This is a genomic window from Desulfolithobacter sp. (assembly GCF_054025815.1).
The window spans coordinates 234,399-254,826 of sequence record NZ_JBPMMS010000034.1 but is presented as its reverse complement, the minus strand read 5'-3'; the positions used below and the strand labels follow the sequence as shown (position 1 = coordinate 254,826).

Here is a 20,428-nt window from a genome sequence, read left to right as displayed (position 1 = left end):
TGAAACGCTCAGCCCCGCGCAGCTCTGAGAGCGAGCTGCCGGAGCAGGTGATCGGCCAGGGTCAGCCGGACCATGGCCTCGCACACCGGGACGATCCGCGGGATGGCGGATATGTCGTGCCGGCCGCCCACCTTGATGGTCACCGGCTCGTTGCGGCTCGTAACGGTTTGCTGTTCCTTGTGGATGGATGGAATGGGCTTGACCGCCACCCGAATGACGAGTGGCTCGCCGCTGGATATCCCGGCCAGGATGCCACCGGCGTTGTTGCTCTGAAAACCGGACGGCGACAGGGGATCGTTGTTCTCCGAGCCAAGCATGTCCGCAACCCGGAAACCAGCCCCTATCTCGACCCCCTTGACCGCGCCGATGGACATCAGAGCCCGGGCCAGTTCCCCGTCGAGTTTGTCAAAAACCGGCTCACCCAGCCCCGGCGGACACAGCGCCCGGATCTCGACAATACCACCCAGAGTGTCGCCCTCGGCCCGTACCCTGGCGATTCGCTCCTCCATGCGGGCCGCGGCATCGCTGTCCGGACAGAAGAGCCGGTTGTTGCCAATGACGGAAAGATCCCGCCTGTCCGCATGTATACCACCCAGGGCCACGGTATAGGCGGTGACCTCGATATCATGGCGTCGCAGCAGCTGGGCCGCAACCGCGCCGGCCGCCACCCGGGCCGCGGTTTCCCTGGCCGAAGCCCGGCCTCCGCCCCGATGATCGCGGATCCCGTACTTGGCATCGTAGGTCATGTCGCCGTGCCCGGGCCGGTACACGTCCCGAAGATGGCTGTAGGATTTGGAGTGGGCATCCTTGTTGAAAATGACCAGCGAAATCGGCGTCCCGGTGGTCAGTTCCCGTTCCTCGCCTTCCGGACGAAAGACGCCCGACATGATCTCCACCCGGTCCGGTTCCTTGCGCGGCGAGGTCGCCCCGCCCCTGCCCGGACGACGGCGGTCCAGTTCCCGCTGGATTATTTCTGCTGTCAGCTCGATACCCGGCGGACAGCCGTCGATCACCGCGCCCAGGGCGGTACCGTGTGATTCACCCCAGGTGGTCACCCTGAACATCTGGCCAAAACTGTTTCCCGGCATAACTGTTGTTTCCCTGCTATCTATGGTTGGGAACAGCGCGCAGACCTGCCCGCGAGCTGTTCATGGATTAAAGTCACTATCGCCTCCGGTGTCAGACAGGCACTGTCCACGGCCAGGTCGGAACCTGCGGCGTAAAGCGGGGTCCGCAGGGCGAGCTGCTCCTCTATCTCCCGCTCCGGATCTTCGGAAGAAAGAGGTGGTCGCTGGGCCGCGGAAACCGGATCGGCGGCCAACCTGCGACCAATGACCGTACCGTCGGCCTGGAGCCAGACGACAAAACCTCCCTGGCGCAACCGCTCCCAGGCATCCCGATGGGAAATGGCCCCGCCGCCGGTGGCGACAACCACCCTCCGGACCCGGGCCAGCTCTTCCAGCAGCTCCCGTTCCGCGCGGCGAAAGGCATCCCAGCCGTTTTCCTGAACAAAGGCGGCAATGGTGCTTCCCAGCCGCTCTTCCAGTACCTGATCGGTGTCCAGAAAGTCATAGCCAAGTATCCTGGCCAACCGCCGGCCTACCGAGGTCTTGCCTGTTCCGCGAAAACCGGTGAGCACGATGCGCCGGGGCCACCGGGTAGTCGCATGCACCCCGGACAACTCCTCGTCCCCTGCCTGGTGCCGGCCCGGCTCTTCCATATTCTCTTCATTTTCCATGATGCGATACACCTGTCTGCCTGATGAACAACCAAAGCCAATGTACCATAAAAAACCATTCCCCGCCCGTTCAAGCGCACCAGGAAGACTTCACTTTTTTCCTTTGCTTTTCAAGCCACTGTACTTACAGTATCGGCCAGACAGAAAAGGCTGACCAACCCGATCTTCTGCACCTGTTCCAGAGATTATCTATCCAAACAGCTAAAACAGAAGAAGAGCGACACGCAACATACCATGGAATATAAAGATTATTATGAAATTCTCGGTGTCTCCAGGGACGCGACCCAGGACGAGATAAAACAGGCCTACCGCAGGCTGGCCCGCAAATATCATCCTGACGTGAGCAAGGAACCGGACGCTGAAAAAAAATTCAAGGATGTGGGTGAAGCCTACGAAGTCCTCAAGGACCCGGAAAAGCGGGCCGCCTATGACAAGTTCGGCGCCAACTGGCAGCACGGCCAGGATTTCGAACCGCCGCCCAACTGGGATGCGGGCTTTGAGTTCAGTGGTGCCAGCTACACCGATGGGGCTGGGGCCGAAGGGTTCAGTGATTTCTTCGAAGAACTTTTCGGCCGCAGCCACTTTGCCGGACGCACATCCAGCGGTGGCCGCCAGCGCAGCTTCCGGATGAAGGGCGAGGATCAACACGCGAAAATCGTCATCCGCCTGGCCGACGCCTACAACGGCTCCAGACAGACCATCACCCTGCAGAAACCGGAGGTGGATGAAAACGGACACGTGGTCACCAGGCCACACACCCTCCACGTCACCATCCCCAAGGGCATCATCGAAGGACAGCGCATCCGCCTCGAAGGCCAGGGCATGCCCGGAATCGGAGGCAGCCCCCCGGGTGACCTCTACCTGGAGATCGCCTTTGCCGACGACCCGGTTTTCCGGGCAGAAAAACGGGATATCCACATAACCCTGCCCATCACCCCGTGGGAGGCTGCCCTGGGTGCCACGGTCACTGTGCCGACCCTGGGGGGCAAGGTCCAGATGAAAATCCCGCCCGGATCTCAGAGCGGCAAGAGGCTGCGCCTCAAGGACAAAGGACTGTGCACCGCGACCAGGAAGGGCGACCAGATCGTCACCCTCAAGATCATGGTCCCGATACCGGAAACCGATGAACAGAAAGAACTCTATAAAGAAATGGCCAAACTGATGCCGTTTAATCCCAGGGCAGAATTGGGGGTGTAGCATATGACAGAGGACTTGACCGTACTTACCGGAACACTTCTTGACGAGGACATACGCTGCAGCCTGGGGGACCTCTGCCGGATCTGCAACGTCAGCGCCGAGTTCATCCACGACATGATCGAGGAAGGGGTGATCACCCCCGAGGGACGCACCCCCCTGCAATGGCGTTTCGGCGGTACTGAAATCAGGCGAATCCAGATTACGCTCCGCCTCCAGCACGATCTGAGAATCAACCTTCCCGGCTGTGCCCTGGTTCTCGATCTTCTCGAAGAGCTCGAGGAACTGCGCCGCCTGCACCGGCGCTGAACAAAAGGCCGGTGGTGAACTGGAATCCAGGTCCCGGCCTGTTGCCGGTACTGGTGCTCCTTCTCGGGGCCGGGCTTGTCGTATGCCTGTTGCTCCTTGACCGCAAAAGGCGCCAGCTTCTGCGATTCTCCATTCTCGAGGAGCAGGCCCGGCGCGAGCAGCAAAACCTCGGCCGGGCCATCGACGAGCTGCGGCGGGACAATACCCGGCTGCAACGGGAAAACAGTGAACTGGCAGCAAAGGTGGCCTCCCTGACCACCGAGCTGACCCAGACCAGACAACAGGCCCGGGCCGGCCAAGACCTGCTGGAAGCGGCGAAAAAGCAACTCCAGCAGGAGTTCCAGCTCCTGGCAGACCGGATCTTCACCGAAAAAGGGAGCCAGCTCACCTCTCTGCACCAGCGCGAACTGACCGGCCTTCTGGCCCCGGTCCGCCAGCAGCTGGACTTCTTTCGCCAAAAGATCGAGGATGTCTATGAACGGGAATCCAGGGACCGGGTTTCGCTGACCGCTGCGGTGGAACAGTTGCGCCATCTCAACGAGCGCCTCAGCCAGGACGCGGTGAACCTGACCCGCGCCCTCAAGGGCCAGTCCAAGGCTCAAGGTCAGTGGGGCGAAATGATCCTCGAACGTCTCCTGGAGGAATCCGGCCTGAGACCAGGGCATGAATTCGACACCCAGGTCTGTATGACCAGTGAGCCCGGCCGGCGGCAACTGCCAGACGTAGTCCTCCACCTGCCCGGCTCGCGGGATATCATCATCGACGCCAAGGTCTCGCTCACCGCCTATGAACGCTACGCCAGTGCGGACTCTTCCACGCAGGCCGCCCCGCACCTCAAAGAACACCTGGCCTCTGTCAAGAAACATATCAGCTCCCTGTCAGCCAAGAAGTATCAGCGGTTAAAAGGAGTCCGGACCCTGGATTTCGTCATCCTGTTCATCCCGGTGGAAGGCGCCTTTCAGGCCGCAGTTACCAGTGATCAGGAACTGTTGTCCGGAGCCATGCGCCGCAATGTCATGCTGGCGAGCCCATCCACCCTCCTGGCACTCCTGCGGACCATCCACCATATGTGGAGGGTTGAAGAACAACACCGCAACGGTTTACTCATTGCAAAACAGGCCGGGAGTCTTTATGATAAATTTGTCGGTTTCGTAACCGCTTTTGAAGAAATCGGCCTGCGGCTGGAGCAGACCAGACAATCCTGGGATCTGGCCCGGAAGCGACTGACCAGCGGCCGGGGCAACCTGGTCCAGAGAACCGAGGCCCTGCGCGACCTGGGAGTCCAGACAGCCAGAAACCTGCCGGACGAGCTGATCCGGGAGGCCAATGCCGACCCGGACACGCCATCCGTCCAGGAATAACCGATTTCATATTTCAATCCACAGGAGGTCACCATGAAATATTTTTCCATTCTCATGATACTTTGTGCCTTTTTCCTCGCGTCCTGCGCCCAGCAGAACAAAGCCCAAATCGGCGCCGGCGGCGGGGCCGTGGCCGGAGCCCTGGTCGGCCAGGCCATAGGCCACAACACCCAGGCCACCCTTATAGGAGCCGCTGTCGGCACCATGCTCGGCTATATCATTGGTAACGAAATGGACAAATACGACCGCGAACAACTCAACCACGTGTACGAGCGCGGCGTATCCAACCAACCCACCTCCTGGGTCAACCCGGATACAGGCAACCAGTACCGGGTCGTACCCAAACCGGCCTACACCGATCCCAAAACCCAGCGGGTATGCCGTCAGGCGGAAATCGAGGCCTTGATCGACGGCAAACGGGAAAAGACATACACCATTGCCTGCAGGGACGAAAACGGGCAATGGCAGCTGCAGAAATAACCGACAGGCAGAAAAAAACATCATGGCGACAGGAAGTTTCCCGATAAACACCAGCTCCCACATGGAATTTGTCGATATCACCCGGGAGCTGCAGGAGGCTGTGGACAGGAGCGGAACAAAGGATGGAATCTGCCTGGTCTACAATCCACATACCACCGCCGGGTTGACCATCAATGAAGGAGCGGACCCGGCGGTTCGCCATGACATCATCGGAGTGTTGCGCCAAATGGTGCCGCTGGACTACCCCTACCGCCACCTGGAAGGAAATTCACCCTCCCACATGATGGCGACCCTGACCGGTTCATCAGTGTCAGTAATCATTGACAGGGGCCGGTTGCAGCTGGGCACGTGGCAGCGTATCTTTTTCTGTGAATTCGACGGCCCCCGCAATCGGAAGGTGCGCTGGAAAATCCTGGCAGGCTGACATGGACCCTTACAATATATGTTTTGGGCTTGACCGGCAAACAGACGAAGAGTCTCTGGCTGCATTTTTAAAGCTCTTTTCCCGACCGCAGCTGTTAGAGGCCCTGATTCCACGACTGAGCGAAGAGGAAATCCACCGGCTGGTAGCCACCCTGACCGATCTCATGCGCACCCATCTCAGGGAAGCAGAGTACCACGAGCTTTTCCTGGGGGACAGCAAACATCACCACCATTGATCAGCCACACCACCGCCTTTTCCCGGTCACCACACCTCCGCCACGGTACCCGGCCGGCGGCCGACCGGGCAAGCGGACCCCTGGTATCTCCCTGATAACGAGTTTTCCATGAAACCAATTCGAAACCTGCGCCAGTTCCTGGACATTCTCAAACGTGAATCCGAACTCCTGGTCATTGACACCGAGGTCGATCCCCACCTGGAGATCGCGGAAATCCATCGCCGGGTCATCGCCCGTGGCGGACCGGCCCTGCTGTTCACCAACGTGGTGAACTCGGACTTTCCAGTGGTCACCAACCTTTTTGGTACCAGGCACCGCCTGGAACTGGCCTTTGGTTCCCGACCGCTGGAATTTGTCCAGGAAATGGTGGAACTGGTGGAAAAACTGATGCCGCCCAGACTCTCCACCCTGTGGGAGGCGCGGCCACTTTTCAGCCAGACCCTGAAGATCGGGCTCAAAAACTGCCGCTCGGGCCCCATCCTCGAAAACTGCCAGAAGCCTGCCCGGCTGACCAGCCTGCCCATGCTGACATCCTGGCATTCGGACGGCGGGGCCTTTGTCACCCTGCCGCTGGTCTACACCGAACACCCTGAAGGACGGGGCCACAATCTCGGCATGTACCGGATCCAGCGCTACGACGACACCACCACCGGTGTCCACTGGCAGATCCACAAGGGAGGCGGGTATCATTATTTTGAAGCTGAACAGCGCAACCAACCCTTGCCCATGACGCTTTTTATCGGCGGTCCTCCCGCACTCATGCTGGCTGCCATCGCTCCGCTGCCCGAGGACATCCCGGAGCTGATGCTCGCCTCGCTCCTCCAGGGTGACAAACTGCGCCTGACTCCGGATCCCCGTGGAGGTCACCGGCTGGTGACCGAGGTGGAATTCGCGGTCAAGGGTGTGGTGCCGCCGAAAATTCGGCGTCCGGAAGGACCCTTTGGCGACCATTACGGCTACAACTCTCTTCAGCACGACTATCCCGTCTTCCAGACCACCCATCTCTATCACCGCAACAACGCCATCTATCCGGCCACTGTCGTTGGCCGTCCGCGCCAGGAGGACTACTTCATCGGCGACTTCCTCCAGGACCTGCTCTCCCCCCTGTTTCCCCTGGTCATGAACGGAGTCCGCCAGCTCAAAACCTTTGGCGAGACCGGATTCCACTGCCTGGCTGCGGCCCGGGTAGCCAACCGCTATCCACGGGAGGCTTTTGCTGCCGGCCTCCGGGTCCTTGGCGAGGGCCAGCTCTCTCTGACCAAATTTCTCCTGGTCACGGACGGGGACCTGGACGTGGCTGATTTTCCAAAACTCTGGACCCATATCCTGGAGAGGATTCAATGGGATCAGGATCTTTTTGTCTTTGCCAATGTTTCCCAGGATACCCTGGACTACACAGGCCCGTCGGTCAACAAGGGTTCAAAGGCCATGATGATGGGCCTGGGAAAGGAAAAAAGGCGGGAACTGCAGCAGGATTTTTCTGGAACCCTGCCGGAAGGATGCTCCAGGCCAAAAGTTTTTCTCCCCGGCACCCTGGTCGTCCAGGGGTTGTCCTACGAAAAACGGCCCGAGCTGGGCCGCCAGCTGGCTGCCTGGGAAGGAGTTGATCAGATGGAGGTAATCGTCCTGGTGGATTCCACCGACGAAGCTACATGCAGCCTGCAGGAATTTCTCTGGACCTTTTTTACCCGTTTTGAACCAGCGGCCGATATCCATGGAGCAGGCCAGTCGATACGCCGTTTTCACGTGGGCCTCGAATCACCGGTGGTTTTCGACTGCCGGATGAAACCCTGGTACACCGAGGTGCTGGAAGTGGATCCGGAAACCAGGGCCCGGGTCGACGCCAAGATCGGTTCCATGATTCCGGCCCGCTGGCGTTAAACATCCATGGCGCTCCAGCCTCCCCGCAGACGACCAGGACCAGTGACTGAAGAACGGTTACAAAAAATTCTCGCCCGGGCCGGAGTGGCCTCCCGGCGGAAAGCCGAAGAGCTGATCCGACAGGGACGTATTCAGGTTGACGGAAAAACCGTCACCGAGCTGGGCCGAAAATTCGATCCGGTCCGGGTGCGGATCACCTTCGACGGGAGGCCGGTGGCAGAGGAAAAGCCGGCCTACATCCTGCTCAACAAACCCCGCGGTTATGTGACCACCCTCTCCGATCCTCAGGGCCGTCCCATTGTCACCGATCTCCTGCATGGTGTTTCCCAGCGACTCTTTCCGGTGGGGAGGCTCGATCTGGAGACCGAGGGGGCCCTGCTGCTTACCAACGACGGCCGGCTTGCCAACCATATCCTCCATCCCCGCTTTGAGGTGAAAAAGACCTACGAGGCCACTGTCCGGGGGGTCCCTGGCCGGGAAAAACTGCACCGCCTGGAACAGGGCCTGCTCATCGAGGGCCGGAAAACCTGGCCGGCCAGGACAAGAATTCTTGCCCGCAAACACGACAGGACCATCATTGAGATCATTATTCACGAGGGGCGAAAACACCAGGTGCGAAAAATGTTCCAGGCCATCGGTCATCCAGTGCTCCACCTCAGACGGACAGCCTATGGCGACCTCAAACTTGGCTCCCTGGCAGTGGGAAAATACCGGTATCTGGGCACCAAAGACCTGAAAAAAATATTTTCCGGAAAAATTCCCTTTACAATCAGAAACCTACCTGCTTAAATTCCCATAGTTCCAAATCGATAATTATATGGGCAGGAAACCAGGTCCCTCTGGTCCATGTGACAACAGCCCGGCAGACGGCCAGGACAAACCACTCATTGCACGAGATGCGAAAGGGAGTACACGATGAACAAGTCGGAGCTGATTGAGGCGCTCGCCGAAGAAATCAATCTGCCGATCCGCGAGGCAGCATCCATCACCAACACCATCATCGAAACGATGAGTGAGGCTCTGGCCCGGGGTGAATCCATTGAAATCAGGGGATTTGGCAGCTTTGTGGTCAAGGAGTACGGCTCCTATACCGGCCGCAACCCCAAAACCGGCGAGAGAATCAAGGTCGCGCCGAAAAAACTCCCTTTTTTCAAGGTGGGCAAGGATCTTCGCGAAAAGGTCAACCAGAACCGCAACAAGTAATCCGCCCGGCTTGATGAATCAACACTGGTCGTCGTCGACAATGATACCGACCAGATCATAGGTATGAGCCTCGATGATGCGTACCGGGACAATAGATCCCGGCTCGGCCATGCCATCGGTAATATAGACGCAGCCATCGATATCCGGCGCCTGGAACCGCGTTCTCCCCTCCAGCAGCAGATCACTCTCCCGGCTTACCCCCTCAAGCAGAACCGGTTCCGTCCGGCCCACATACTGCGCCTGACGTCGGGCACTGATATCCGCCTGCACTGACATCACCCGATTGTAGCGTTCCTCCTTGACCTCATCCTCCACCTTGTCCGGCAACAGACAGGCTGCGCTTCCCTCTTCATCCTGGTACTGAAAAACTCCGACATGGTCCAGCTGCCAGCGGGTAAGACATTCTACCACCTGTTCCACATCCTCCTCGGTCTCGCCTGGAAACCCGACCAGCAGTGTGGTACGGATGGCGCACTCTGGTACTATGGTGCGGATATTATTGATCAGCCTCTCCAGATCTTCCCGGCTGTGGTGCCGATTCATGGCCCGGAGGATGCGGTCGCTGACATGCTGAAACGGCACATCGAGGTAGGGGACGACCCTGGGTTCAGCGGCCATGAGTTCAAGCAGGGAACGGGTGATGGTCGAGGGATAGAGATAGAGCAGCCGCAGCCATGGAATAGTGGTCCTGTGGAGCAACTCGCCAAGGAGCATTTCCAGATTCTCCCTGCCGGAAAGATCGTTGCCATAGGCAGTCAGATCCTGGCCGATCAGAGTCAATTCCTGCACGCCACCAGCCTGCAGACGGATTGCCTCCTCAACCAGATCCTCGATGCTCCGACTGCGGAGCCCTCCGCGTATGGAGGGAATCATGCAGTAAGTACAGCGATTGTCACATCCTTCGGTTATTTTCAGCCAGGCACGAAAGGCCGGTGTGGAGAGACGCCGCTCCACCCTGGCATCCATGAGATACTTCGGCGGGTGTCGCAGCTCCATTTCCCTTTCCCGACCCTCCTCGAAAAGTCCGCACACCAGTTCACCAATGCGCTGGAACCCGTCCGTCCCGACAAACAGATCCACTTCCGGCAGCTCGCGCTCCAGTTCCTCTCCATACCGCTGGACCAGGCAACCGGTCACTACCAGCCGTTTCTCCGGATTATCTTTCCTGTACCTGGCAAGCTCAAGGATCTCGTCCACAGCCTCTTCAACGGCCGGACGGATAAAACCGCAGGTATTAACCAGCAGGAGTTCGGCCCGGGCCGGATCCTCGACCACGGAAAATCCCTCTTTTTCAAGAAGACCGAGCATCACCTCGGAGTCGACCAGATTTTTGGGACAGCCGAGGCTGACCAGGTGCAGTTTTTTCATGCTTTATACTCTTTCAAGGTTTGGTTGAAGCGCGGCCAAATCCTGAGGCCAGCAGGGTCAGCAGTCCAGCGGAACGCTTTTTGAAATCACTGGAGACGAAACCGGGCTTCCAGGGATCCTGCCAGAGCAGGTCTGAGACAAGAAAGACTGCAGCCAGCCGTACGCCACGGAAAAGGGCCACCCGGCAGAGAGCCGAATATTCCATGTCGACCACCTTGATACCATCGGCTCCATATCGGCGTACCTTGGCCCGGGTCTCCCGGTAGGGTGCATCGGTGGTCCAGCATCTGCCAGCATGCCAGGATTCGTCGCAACGGTCAAGCAGAGAGGTCAACTGGAGGCGCAACCCGTGATCCGGACCGCTCTCTCCTGAAATCGGATAGTGGGCACTTGTCCCCTCTTCACTGAGATGGCTTGTGGGCACAACGATATCACCGACCCCTATCTCCCGGACCAGGGACCCGCACCAGCCATAGAGGATAATATTCCTGGCTCCAAGGCCGATGAGCTTTTCCAGGCACAGCACCGCCATGGGTGCGCCGACCGCAGGTCCGGCCAGGAAGAAACCGGCTTCCCGGCCGGAGTAAAGCCGGGAATTAAAAAGAAAACGTCGCTTGAGGCCAAATTGTACAGCCAGCTGTTCCAGAGTCCGTCCATCGGTTGGATTGACAGCCAGTATGCCGCTCGGCGGGAGCTCCGGCTCCCCCTTTCGCCGCTCAGGGTTCACGACACATTCATCTCCCACCCTGGTTGTCGGCCCCTCGCCGTTACCCTGCTTTTGTCTTACATCTCTCAGGTTCATGACTTTATCTATAACATACTGCAAAAAAAAATGGGGCTGCAGCAAGCTGCAGCCCCATCGGGTCTTCTCCTGTTCCTGTCGGCTTACAGGCCGAGAGCCGCCTTGAACGGGTTGGCGTACAGCAGGATAAAGGAAATAACCAGACCGTAAATGGCGATGGACTCAACCAGAGCCATACCAAGAATCATGGTGGTGGTGATGGCACCTTTTGCTTCGGGGTTACGGGCAACACCGAGACAGGCACCCTCAACACCGGAACCCATACCGATACCAGCGCCAAGGCCGGCGAATCCTACAGCATGAGCAGCGGCAATACATACCAGGGCGAGATGAATCTTATCCATTGTTCAATTCCTCCTAACTACGTTTGACAAAGATGGCCTTCTTCTCCGCGATGAACGGAACTGTAAAAAACTTGATAAACTTTTTTCGATCAGTGGGCGTGTTCCATGGCCTGGGCACAGTAGAGTACAGAAAGCAGGGTAAAAACCACGGCCTGGATCAGAGAGACCAGGACACCGAGACACAGAATCGGCAGCGGCGCAAAATAGGCCCCGGCCAGCATGAACAACACTGCCAGGAGAATCTCCTTGGCCAGGATATTTCCGAAAAGACGCATGGAGAGTGAAAGGAGCCTTGCGAAGTTACTGATCACCTCGAGAAGGAACATGAACGGAGCCAGGACAGGCATGGGCCCCATGAAATGTTTGTAATATTTGATTCCATGGTACCGGAACCCCAGAACATGATGGGTCACCCAGACAATAAGGGTCATGGCCAGGGTGATGTTCAGGTTGGAAGTCGGGGACATGAAACCGGGGATCAGCCCGATCATGTTGGCCACCACGATATAGAGGAAGAACGTGGCCATCATGGGATAGAGCATCCGTGCACCGTCCCGGCCCAGGTTTTCCTCGAAAAAATCCATCAAGCCGCCGATGAGCACTTCCCAGAAATTCTGCCCCTTGCCGGGGATGATCTCCAGTTTACCCATGGTCAGCCGGGGCACGATGATCCAGAACGCCATAACCAGCCAGGTATAGGTCATGTACGGCGTACACAGCTTTTCCAGCAGGGTATGGCCTGTTACCGTATGCGGAACCGGTAATCCCAGATACTGAAGGATAACGTTAATAAACAGAATTGGATGTTCCATAGCCTACGCTCCCTTAACTCTTTGTACGGAATATATCATCCTGCCCTTGCTCAGGACGACAATGATGACGCTGAGCATGATGGTGGACAGACCAAGCACCAGGCCGATCATATTGATACTGAGCTTGGTGGCCAGCACGAAAAGAAGAAGACCCAAGAGGATGAGACGGGCGTAAAACTTGAGAAAGAATCGGATTTTCTCAATACGCTTGACCGCTTTCATATCACCACCAGCCATAGCGACCCGGTGGATCAGCTGCTCAATATCCTTTTTCAGCAGGAAAAAACTGCCATTGGCCAGAACCCCGCCAACCAGCACGGAGCGGGCAAAGGGCCAACCGAACAGATACCAGCCGCCAGCGACAAACACAAGCAGCACCAGCCAGCTGAAAAACTGTATGTAACGCAGCAGGAGAACCCCGGGCTCCACGGTCTTCCGGTCGATCCCGGTTTCTTCGTGCTCACTCATTCTTTGTCTTTCGGAATCTGCCGGGTCAGCTCCCAGAGATTCTTGAAGCCGGCGGCGATTCCAAACCCCAGAAATATAAATGTCAGATACGGCGAGGTCTTACCGTCAAATACCCTGTTGTCAAGGTACCAGCCGATCCCGAGCCCGATGAATATGGAGAATACAAAGGTCAGACCGACATGACTGTACACAGCCAGCAGCCTGAACATCTCCCTTCGATCTTCCGACATACAGCCCCCTGTCCGACGCCCCGCGAGACAATAATGAACACCCTGCAGGACAGCAGCCCCTGCGCGGCGCAAGATGAAAGTCTTCCCGACTGTCAACCTCAGGACGGGACTCTCATATGGAAGATACTGGTAGCATGAGGCTCCTGCAAACGCAATGATTTTTTTACTGTTCTGCCAATTTTTTGAATGACCATTCAGTCACCTCCAGCGCTTTTTCCAAGTGAGACCGCCCATGTGCACCAGAGATAAATGCCGCCTCAAACTGCGACGGAGCCAGCCATATCCCGCCGGCCAGCATCTGACGAAAGTGGCGGCCATACATTTCGCTGTCCGCCTTCATGGCCGATTCAAAGTCTGTCACCGGATCCGGAGTAAAAAAACAGGTCATCATGGAACCAATCCGGTTGAGGGTGGTCGGGACAGCGGAACCGGCGGCGATCGCGGCCAGCTCCCCGGCAAACCAGTCGCTCTTTTCCTCCAGCTCCCGGTAGAAACCATCCCGGCGAACCACCTTGAGCATGGCCAGTCCCGCAGCCATGGCCAGGGGATTGCCCGACAGTGTCCCGGCCTGATACACCGGCCCGTCCGGCGCGATCCGGTCCATAATCTCTCGTTTGCCGCCATAGGCCCCCACCGGCAAACCGCCACCGATGATCTTGCCAAGGCAGGTCAGGTCCGGCATGATTCCGAATCGCTCCTGGGCCCCACCCAGGGCCAGCCGAAAGCCGGTGATCACCTCGTCGAAAATGAGGACTATCCCTAGTTCGGCGGTCAGCTCCCGCAGTTTCCGCAAAAAGGCCATCTCCGGCACCACCACTCCCATATTGCCGGCCACCGGCTCGACGATGACACAGGCGATGTCGAGTTTTTCGTCCCGCAGGGTCTCTTCCAGGGTCTCGACGTTGTTATAGGGAATGGAGAGAGTGTTCTTGACAATATCCTCCGGCACACCGGGGCTGCCGGGAATACCAAGGGTGATTACCCCGGAGCCGGCCTTGACCAGAAAGGAATCCGCATGGCCGTGGTAGCAGCCGTCGAACTTGACCACCACGTTACGTCCGGTATAGCCCCGGGCCAGCCGGACCGCGCTCATGGTGGCCTCGGTACCTGAATTGACGAACCGGACTTTTTCAAGCGACGGTACCGAATCGCAGACCATCTCGGCCAGCTCCACCTCCAGCGGGGTCGGGGCACCGAAGCTGGTACCGTCTTTTGCGGTTCTCTCTATGGCCTCGACAACCTCGGGATGAGCGTGTCCCAGGATCATCGGCCCCCAGGAACCGACAAAATCTATAAATTCGTTGCCATCGACATCGACAACCATCGCTCCCTCTGCCTTCCGGACAAAGAGCGGATCACAACCCACCGACTTACAGGCCCGAACCGGCGAATTAACTCCGCCGGGAATCACCTGGCAGGCCTTTTCGAACAGCGAAACGGAAAGATCAGTCTTCATAGAACCATCTGCCTCCATATATAATGTGAGTATCGGACAAGCCCCCGCTCACCGAAGGCCTGCCCTGGCAACTCCACGCTCCATGGCAGCATTATTTACCTGAAGAGATATAAATAATCAATCGGCTATTTCAGGGCCTGACAGCCCGCACAGCGATCCTCGACACGTCCGAAAACCATGCTAATTTTTTCTTGTCACTGATACCCATGCAAGGTAGAATGCTTTTCTATATTGATAATTTATAGCAATCAAACTATTAACTAAGCAAAAAGACAAACCTTTCCTCGACATTCACAGGTTGTCATAAAACCAAGAAGGAGAATCGACAATGGCAAGCGACAAGGTAGTGCATGTGTCTGATGGTGAATTTGACAGCAAGGTGCTGCAGAATGAATTGCCCACCCTGGTGGACTTCTGGGCTCCCTGGTGCGGCCCGTGCAAAGCCATCGGTCCGGTTATAGATGAACTCGCCGCAGAATATGAAGGTCAGGTGCAGATCGCCAAGATGAACGTGGATGACAACCCGGCCACGCCGGGAAAATATGGCATCCGGGCCATCCCCACCCTGATCCTGTTCAAAGGTGGCGAAGTGGTGGATCAGATTACCGGTGCAGTTGGCAAGGCCCAGCTCATCGACCTGCTGGGCAAAGCCAGCTGACCTGTCCTGCATGACCGTCTCCCTGGCCGGCAGCCCGCAACATGGCAACCTGATGAACAGGGAAGCGAGCCGGCCAGACACAGATGCTGCTGACAATCTCCGCCAGGCAAGCACGACGAACCGGCCCGGGCTGCTTCTGTCTCTTGCCGGAAAAGACAGCCCCGGCCGCCCTGCTTAAGGCTGATTTTTCACCAACGACTAATTTCCAGATTATTTCCCCATGCTACAAACCGATTACAAGCTCATCATCGTCGGTGGCGGTCCCGCCGGACTGACCGCCGGGCTCTACGCTGCCCGCGGACGACTGAAGACATTGCTGCTCGAGAAAGGAGCCGTGGGCGGTCAGGTACTGCTGACAGACTGGGTCGACAACTATCCCGGCTTTGTCGATGGACTCAGCGGCTTTGACCTCATTGAAAAGATGACCGCCCATGCCGACCGGTTTGGCGTGGAAAAAAAACTGGGCACCGTCCAGTCCATGGACCTCAAGGACACTGTGAAGACCCTCCACCTTGAAGACGGCTCGACCCTGACATCCCTGTCTGTCATACTCTGCACCGGTGCCCGGCCCAACAAACTGGGCGTTCCGGGAGAAAAGGAATTTGCCGGCCGCGGGGTGTCCTACTGCGCCACCTGTGACGGCCCTTTTTACCGCAACCAGCAGATTGCCGTGGTGGGCGGCGGCAACACAGCGATCCAGGAGGCCATACATCTAACGAAATTCGCATCCCGGGTAACAGTCATCCACCGCCGCGACACACTGCGGGCGACCAGGATTCTCCAGGAAAAGGCCTTTGCCAGCGATAAAATTGACTTTATCTGGAACACCACAGTGGAAGCCATCGAGGGCGGTGACAGCGGGGTGGAGCGTCTCCGTCTCGCCCATGCCGACGGATCAAGCTCGTTTCTCGAAGTCAGCGGCATCTTCATTCTCATCGGGGTGGTGCCCAATAACGAAATGCTGCCCCGGGATCAGCTGCGCCTGGACAAGCAGGGCTTTGTCCCAACAGATACCGAGATGCTGACCAACCTTCCGGGAGTCTTCGCCGCCGGCGATATACGCAGCAAGAACTTCCGCCAGATCATCAATGCAGCAGGAGACGGCGCCACGGCCGAGCTTTCCGCCGAGCAGTACCTGGCCTCGCTTGAATGAAACCTGAATTGAGCGCTTTCCGTCTAAACCAATACTCATCATTGCAGACTCTGTCAGCCACTGGAACCAATCAATGACATCAACTGCCCTGCATCCCCGCCGATGCGCCAAAATCCTCCTCTGCCTTCTCGTTATTCTGTCCACCACCCTGCTGAGCGGCTGCGCGGACAACAACCTAAGCGATATGTTCAACTTTTTCGATACCGGAGAAGAAGAACAGATAACACCGGAAAGCATGGCCATCCAGGGCATGGACGAGTTCAACCGCGGCCGCTACAGTTCTGCCCTCAAAACCTTCGAGCAGATCATGGACCGCTACCCTTTCAGCCCCCAGGCCCTGCTGGCCGAGCTGAAGGCTGCGGACTGCCACTATTACATGGGTGAATATGAAGAGGCCAAACTGCTTTACAAGGAGTTCGAGGAACGTCATCCCACCAACGAGGCCATCCCCTATGTTCTGTTCCAGATCGGCATGTGTGATTTCAAGCGTACCGACCGGATCGACCGGGATATCTCCGGGGCCCAGGATGCCATCCAGTCGTTTTCCAGGCTGCTGCGGGCCTATCCCGACTCACCCTATTCAAGGGAAGCAAGGGCCCGGATCAAGGCCGCCAGGGAATTCCTGGTCAACCATGAATATTTTGTCGCCACTTTCTATGTCCGGACCAAAAAATATGACCAGGCCATTCACCGGCTGAAATACCTGCTGGCCACCTATCCGGACGCAGCCATCGCCCCAAAGGCCGGGAAACTTCTCCAGCGCCTGGAAGAGGGTAATCCTCCTGAAATGGGTATCGCCAAATGGCTGCCCGACTTCAACATGCCCGACTGGCTGCTCTACGGGGAAGATACGGATAAGGAAGAAAACAGGGAGAGGAAGTAAACCACCGGCCTGAACCTGGTTGCAGGACGGCAGGATCTCAGGCCCGCACCTCTTCTCCGGAAAGCTGCTCAAAAGATACTTCCATGGCCCTGACCGGACAACCGGTCACACACTGGCCACAGCCGGTGCATTTTTCCGGATCAAAGAGCACCGCCATCTCCGGCCGCTGGATATAGAGCGCACCCACAGGACAAATGCCGGTACAGGCCCCGCACTGAAAACATCTCTCATCGTCACGACGTATCTTTCCAGCCAGCCGTTCGGCCTGTACGCCAAGACTCTTCAGATAGGACAGAGCATCGCGGACATTCTCCTTGTTGCCCTTGAGTTCCAGGATCATGATCCCGTCCCGCTGGGGCCGGATATCTGCCTTGAGAATATTGAACTCCACATCATAGCGTTTCACCAGTTGATAGATGATGGGCTGATCCGATGTTTCTTTGGGATAGCGTAGAAAATAAATTCGTGTGTACATAAAAAATCCCTTTGTTTTCAGGTGTCAGATAAATATGCTTCTTTGCCTTGCTCCTGTCAATCACCCGCCCCGGCAGCCTGCTCCAGACGGGTGAGCAGGGTGGAGATATCCGCCTCCGTGTCCAGATGGAGAAGTTCGCCGGACCCCAGCTCCCCGGGCATGGCAAAAAATTCTTTCTGCTTCAGGTAGATTTCCCAACGACCGTCGGACACGGCCTCAGGATCCAGGGCCCTGAGAGCCAGTCGGCGCGCCACCTCTTCATCACTGCAGTAACACAGGACAAACAAAACCTCGGTCCCGTGGCGCCGGGCCAGATCCCGCACCAGGTCTCGTTCCTTCCGGTTCGAATAGGAGCCGTCAAGGACCACGCCGCCGGCACCGGATCCAAGGGCCTCGTCGGCCCGGGCCAGCATGGCGTCATAGGTCCTGCGGGTAAATTCCCGGGTATAGATTCCCTGCCCCAGGCCATCCGACCTCCGCTCGGTGGGTTGCAGGCCGGCAAGTTCCTTGCGGACCCGATCGGTGTTCAGGTACAAAAAACCGTGTTGCTCGGCCCAGGCCCTGGCCAGGGTGGACTTTCCCGAGGCGATCAACCCGAAGAAGACGTATATTTTCTGTTGCTGCCCCATGACCGGAATCCGTCAGGAAGCGTAGCGGGTGGCGAGCTCAAAATAGGCTGCGGCCGCGGCCAGGTTGGCCTTTTTCACCTCGTCGTCCACGGCCGGATCGCTGGCCGTGAACAGCCCTATCTTGCCCCGCACGTACGCGCGGTAACATTTATAGAACCGCAGCATGTCCGTGATCCCACGGTCACCGGATGCCTCCTGAAAGCGGGTCATGAAATAATCCGAAAGCTCCTCCTGAGAGTGAAAATCCAGGTCCATGGCCAGGAAGGCCACGTCACTGGCAACATCGCAGTAACGAAACCGCTGGTTGAATTCGATACAGTCGTAAATGTACACCTTGTCGGCCAGGCAGATATTGGCGGAATAAAGATCGCCATGGCAGTCGCGGATCCGGCCGGCATCGATCCGCGCCTGAAAGAGTTCCTCCCGGGCCAGAATGGAACGGGCATAGGTCGATATCGTCTCGAACTGCTGCCTGGTCAGGGCCCCGCCACCGATGAAGCCTTCGGTCTGTTCGAAATTCTCCAGGACATTCACGGCCACCGCATCGGCGCGGCCAAAGGTGTCGATCACTTCGCTGCACTCGGCCTTGTCGTAAAAGGGAACCAGGACCTCGACGATCCGGTCCATTTCCTTTTCGTTCAGTTCACCGGTCCGTATGAGATTGCCCATCATCCTCTCCTCGGGCATCCGCTTCATTTTCACCCCGTACTCGACCACCTCGCCCGGACCATTCAGAGAAAAAGTATCCCTTTCCATGGTAACGGTAACCAGGCCCAGATAGATATCAGGACAGAGACGGCGATTGAGAACCAACTCCTGCTCGCAGCAATACTTGCGTTTATCGAGAGTGGAAAAATCAAGAAAACCAAAATCCACCGGTTTTTTGAACTTATAGACAAAATCGCCGGCCAGCAGAACATAGGAGATATGGGTCTGAACCAACTCGACGCCATCGACCTCGTGGTCATAGATTTCGGGCTTCTGCAGGACGTGGATAAACGGGGGCATGGTTTGTTTGCTCATGAGTGATAATTGTGCTCGGGTTCAAAAAAATGGTTGCCAACCAGGCAACGGACTGACTCAGGACCGGCATCTTACCAGATCGGGCAGACAGCGTAAATGGTTTACCTGTCGGACTGGTCATGGTAGATTTTTGCCATGCATGAAGATATCATCCGCATCATTCTCCAGGAAGTGGCCGCTGGCACCCGTGACCCTGATTCCGCCCTTGACCGGCTGCGCCACCTGCCGACAGAGACCCTGCCATCGGCCCGGATAGACACCCATCGCAGCCTGCGCACCGGTATCCCCGAAGCGGTCTTTGGCGAGAACAAAACCGTGGACCAGCTGGTAGAAATCCTCGGCGCCATGCTTGCCCGAAAACAGGTAGTCCTTGCCACCCGGATAAGCCCGAACAAAGCATCCTCCGTCCAGGCCCGGTTGCCGCAGCTCGACTACCATGCTCAAGGCCGGATGCTGACCGGCAACAAAGAGTATATCCCCCATGCCAGGACCAGAGGCGAGGTGGTGATCGTCACTGCAGGGACCTCGGACCTGCCGGTGGCCGAAGAGGCCAGGATATCGCTGGAATATTTCGGGCACCGGACCCACACTGTCCTGGACGCCGGTGTCGCCGGACTCCATCGCATCCTCGCTCACACGCAACGGCTCGCCTCGGCCTCGGTGATCATCGTGGTGGCAGGCATGGAGGGTGCCCTGCCCACGGTGGTGGCAGGCATGGTCAGAGCACCGGTCATCGGCGTGCCCAGCTCCATAGGATACGGTACTGGAGCCGGAGGGTTCTCCGCCCTGCTCGGCATGCTCAACAGCTGCGCTCCGGGACTGGCGGTGGTCAATATCGACAACGGCTTCGGAGCCGCCTGCATGGCCGCAGCCATCAATCTTTGCAGAAACTGAATCGGGTAGAATGATCCATCACCTGCCTCCAGGGCCGTGGTGTCCATCCATGTTTACCCGCAGAACGCAAATCAGGACAGATTGCCGCTTCATGCCAAATCTACCCTGCGCCGACCCGCCTCCGGGCCTGAGATCTACCGGTGAAAAATAAATCATGAAAAAATACTGACCCGCCATTGCAGGAAACCGGTTGCCGGCGTATAATCGAATGTTTTTTCCACAACATATTATCGCAACCGTTGCTGGCCCTGGGGGGCTCCCGGAAAAAACACAAACAAATGGCCCCTGCAAACGAACACCTATGCAGGCTCCCACAGCCTGCTCAACGAAAGATGAAAGCTGTTGTTGCCCCCCTGGAGGGAAGGACAAGACTTTCATATAAAGACTTGTAGCATACGGACAACCCCT

The 20,428-nt window shown here is 57.5% G+C and carries 25 protein-coding genes; 13 read left to right on the top strand and 12 right to left on the bottom strand.

What is annotated here, in order from left to right:
• Positions 1-8: 8 nt before the first annotated feature.
• Positions 9-1,088 carry a chorismate synthase gene (gene aroC, locus ACXJJY_RS09320; protein ID WP_456387241.1) on the bottom strand — a complete coding sequence of 360 codons (1,080 nt, stop codon included), beginning with the start codon at positions 1,086-1,088 and terminating at the stop codon, positions 9-11.
• Between the two features lie 20 nt (positions 1,089-1,108).
• Positions 1,109-1,738 (bottom strand): shikimate kinase, encoded by a 630-nt coding sequence (locus ACXJJY_RS09315; RefSeq protein WP_456387240.1) that lies wholly within the window; start codon positions 1,736-1,738, stop codon positions 1,109-1,111.
• Between the two features lie 234 nt (positions 1,739-1,972).
• Here ACXJJY_RS09315 and ACXJJY_RS09310 point away from each other — a divergent pair, with 234 nt between their 5' ends.
• The 9 genes from ACXJJY_RS09310 to ACXJJY_RS09270 all read left to right on the top strand — a co-directional run bounded on the left by ACXJJY_RS09310 (position 1,973) and on the right by ACXJJY_RS09270 (position 8,825).
• Positions 1,973-2,935, top strand: a complete 963-nt coding sequence (locus tag ACXJJY_RS09310; RefSeq protein WP_456387239.1) for a DnaJ C-terminal domain-containing protein — start codon at positions 1,973-1,975, stop codon at positions 2,933-2,935.
• 3 nt (positions 2,936-2,938) lie between these two features.
• Entirely contained in the window at positions 2,939-3,241 is a 303-nt protein-coding gene (locus tag ACXJJY_RS09305) for a chaperone modulator CbpM (RefSeq protein WP_456387238.1), read from the top strand.
• A 14-nt stretch (positions 3,242-3,255) separates the two neighbouring features.
• A complete protein-coding gene (rmuC, locus tag ACXJJY_RS09300; protein ID WP_456387237.1) occupies positions 3,256-4,602 on the top strand; it encodes a DNA recombination protein RmuC in 1,347 nt (448 codons plus the stop codon).
• A gap of 33 nt (positions 4,603-4,635) precedes the next feature.
• Complete coding sequence (locus ACXJJY_RS09295) at positions 4,636-5,082, top strand: RT0821/Lpp0805 family surface protein (RefSeq protein WP_456387236.1); 447 nt, start codon at positions 4,636-4,638, stop codon at positions 5,080-5,082.
• 22 nt (positions 5,083-5,104) lie between these two features.
• Entirely contained in the window at positions 5,105-5,506 is a 402-nt protein-coding gene (locus tag ACXJJY_RS09290) for a secondary thiamine-phosphate synthase enzyme YjbQ (protein ID WP_456387235.1), read from the top strand.
• A 1-nt stretch (position 5,507) separates the two neighbouring features.
• The gene (locus tag ACXJJY_RS09285; RefSeq protein WP_456387234.1) at positions 5,508-5,741 is read left to right on the top strand and encodes a hypothetical protein; all 234 of its coding nucleotides are present in this window, start codon (positions 5,508-5,510) and stop codon (positions 5,739-5,741) included.
• Between the two features lie 108 nt (positions 5,742-5,849).
• Positions 5,850-7,622, top strand: coding sequence for a UbiD family decarboxylase (locus ACXJJY_RS09280; protein ID WP_456387233.1), 1,773 nt, complete (start codon positions 5,850-5,852; stop codon positions 7,620-7,622).
• A gap of 42 nt (positions 7,623-7,664) precedes the next feature.
• Positions 7,665-8,411 (top strand): pseudouridine synthase, encoded by a 747-nt coding sequence (locus ACXJJY_RS09275; protein ID WP_456387232.1) that lies wholly within the window; start codon positions 7,665-7,667, stop codon positions 8,409-8,411.
• Between the two features lie 126 nt (positions 8,412-8,537).
• Positions 8,538-8,825: an HU family DNA-binding protein gene (locus tag ACXJJY_RS09270; protein ID WP_456387231.1), complete on the top strand. Its 288-nt coding sequence runs from the start codon at positions 8,538-8,540 to the stop codon at positions 8,823-8,825.
• Positions 8,826-8,843: 18 nt separating this feature from the next.
• Here the strand turns inward: ACXJJY_RS09270 and rimO are convergent, their stop codons facing one another.
• From rimO to hemL, 7 genes are all read right to left on the bottom strand, one after another.
• Positions 8,844-10,193 carry a 30S ribosomal protein S12 methylthiotransferase RimO gene (gene rimO, locus ACXJJY_RS09265; protein WP_456387230.1) on the bottom strand — a complete coding sequence of 450 codons (1,350 nt, stop codon included), beginning with the start codon at positions 10,191-10,193 and terminating at the stop codon, positions 8,844-8,846.
• A gap of 13 nt (positions 10,194-10,206) precedes the next feature.
• Positions 10,207-10,995, bottom strand: coding sequence for a nucleoside phosphorylase (locus ACXJJY_RS09260; protein WP_456387229.1), 789 nt, complete (start codon positions 10,993-10,995; stop codon positions 10,207-10,209).
• Positions 10,996-11,078: 83 nt separating this feature from the next.
• Positions 11,079-11,339 (bottom strand): ATP synthase F0 subunit C, encoded by a 261-nt coding sequence (gene atpE / locus ACXJJY_RS09255; RefSeq protein WP_456387228.1) that lies wholly within the window; start codon positions 11,337-11,339, stop codon positions 11,079-11,081.
• Positions 11,340-11,428: 89 nt separating this feature from the next.
• Positions 11,429-12,151 carry a F0F1 ATP synthase subunit A gene (atpB, locus tag ACXJJY_RS09250; RefSeq protein WP_456387227.1) on the bottom strand — a complete coding sequence of 241 codons (723 nt, stop codon included), beginning with the start codon at positions 12,149-12,151 and terminating at the stop codon, positions 11,429-11,431.
• Positions 12,152-12,154: 3 nt separating this feature from the next.
• Positions 12,155-12,619, bottom strand: a complete 465-nt coding sequence (locus ACXJJY_RS09245) for an ATP synthase subunit I (protein ID WP_456387226.1) — start codon at positions 12,617-12,619, stop codon at positions 12,155-12,157.
• Positions 12,616-12,849 carry an AtpZ/AtpI family protein gene (locus tag ACXJJY_RS09240; protein WP_267926926.1) on the bottom strand — a complete coding sequence of 78 codons (234 nt, stop codon included), beginning with the start codon at positions 12,847-12,849 and terminating at the stop codon, positions 12,616-12,618. Before ACXJJY_RS09240 ends, ACXJJY_RS09245 begins: the two co-directional genes overlap by 4 nt.
• Positions 12,850-13,012: 163 nt before the next feature.
• On the bottom strand, positions 13,013-14,305 hold the full coding sequence (gene hemL, locus ACXJJY_RS09235) for a glutamate-1-semialdehyde 2,1-aminomutase (RefSeq protein WP_456387225.1): 1,293 nt from the start codon (positions 14,303-14,305) through the stop codon (positions 13,013-13,015).
• A 328-nt stretch (positions 14,306-14,633) separates the two neighbouring features.
• Between hemL and trxA the strand changes: the two genes are divergently transcribed.
• From trxA to ACXJJY_RS09220, 3 genes are all read left to right on the top strand, one after another.
• Entirely contained in the window at positions 14,634-14,963 is a 330-nt protein-coding gene (gene trxA, locus ACXJJY_RS09230; protein ID WP_456387224.1) for a thioredoxin, read from the top strand.
• Between the two features lie 220 nt (positions 14,964-15,183).
• Positions 15,184-16,116 (top strand): thioredoxin-disulfide reductase, encoded by a 933-nt coding sequence (gene trxB / locus ACXJJY_RS09225; protein WP_456387223.1) that lies wholly within the window; start codon positions 15,184-15,186, stop codon positions 16,114-16,116.
• A 73-nt stretch (positions 16,117-16,189) separates the two neighbouring features.
• Complete coding sequence (locus ACXJJY_RS09220) at positions 16,190-16,999, top strand: outer membrane protein assembly factor BamD (RefSeq protein WP_456387222.1); 810 nt, start codon at positions 16,190-16,192, stop codon at positions 16,997-16,999.
• 37 nt (positions 17,000-17,036) lie between these two features.
• Here the strand turns inward: ACXJJY_RS09220 and ACXJJY_RS09215 are convergent, their stop codons facing one another.
• Genes ACXJJY_RS09215 through ACXJJY_RS09205 form a run of 3 tightly spaced genes read right to left on the bottom strand, consistent with a single transcriptional unit; the run spans position 17,037 to position 19,111 of the window.
• A complete protein-coding gene (locus ACXJJY_RS09215) occupies positions 17,037-17,474 on the bottom strand; it encodes an NIL domain-containing protein (RefSeq protein ID WP_456387221.1) in 438 nt (145 codons plus the stop codon).
• 56 nt (positions 17,475-17,530) lie between these two features.
• On the bottom strand, positions 17,531-18,103 hold the full coding sequence (locus ACXJJY_RS09210; protein ID WP_456387220.1) for a P-loop nucleotide/nucleoside kinase family protein: 573 nt from the start codon (positions 18,101-18,103) through the stop codon (positions 17,531-17,533).
• Positions 18,104-18,115: 12 nt separating this feature from the next.
• Positions 18,116-19,111 carry a hypothetical protein gene (locus ACXJJY_RS09205; protein ID WP_456387219.1) on the bottom strand — a complete coding sequence of 332 codons (996 nt, stop codon included), beginning with the start codon at positions 19,109-19,111 and terminating at the stop codon, positions 18,116-18,118.
• A 150-nt stretch (positions 19,112-19,261) separates the two neighbouring features.
• On the opposite strand from ACXJJY_RS09205, the gene larB reads away from it, so the two are divergent.
• Entirely contained in the window at positions 19,262-20,020 is a 759-nt protein-coding gene (larB, locus tag ACXJJY_RS09200; protein ID WP_456387218.1) for a nickel pincer cofactor biosynthesis protein LarB, read from the top strand.
• Positions 20,021-20,428 lie beyond the last annotated feature (408 nt).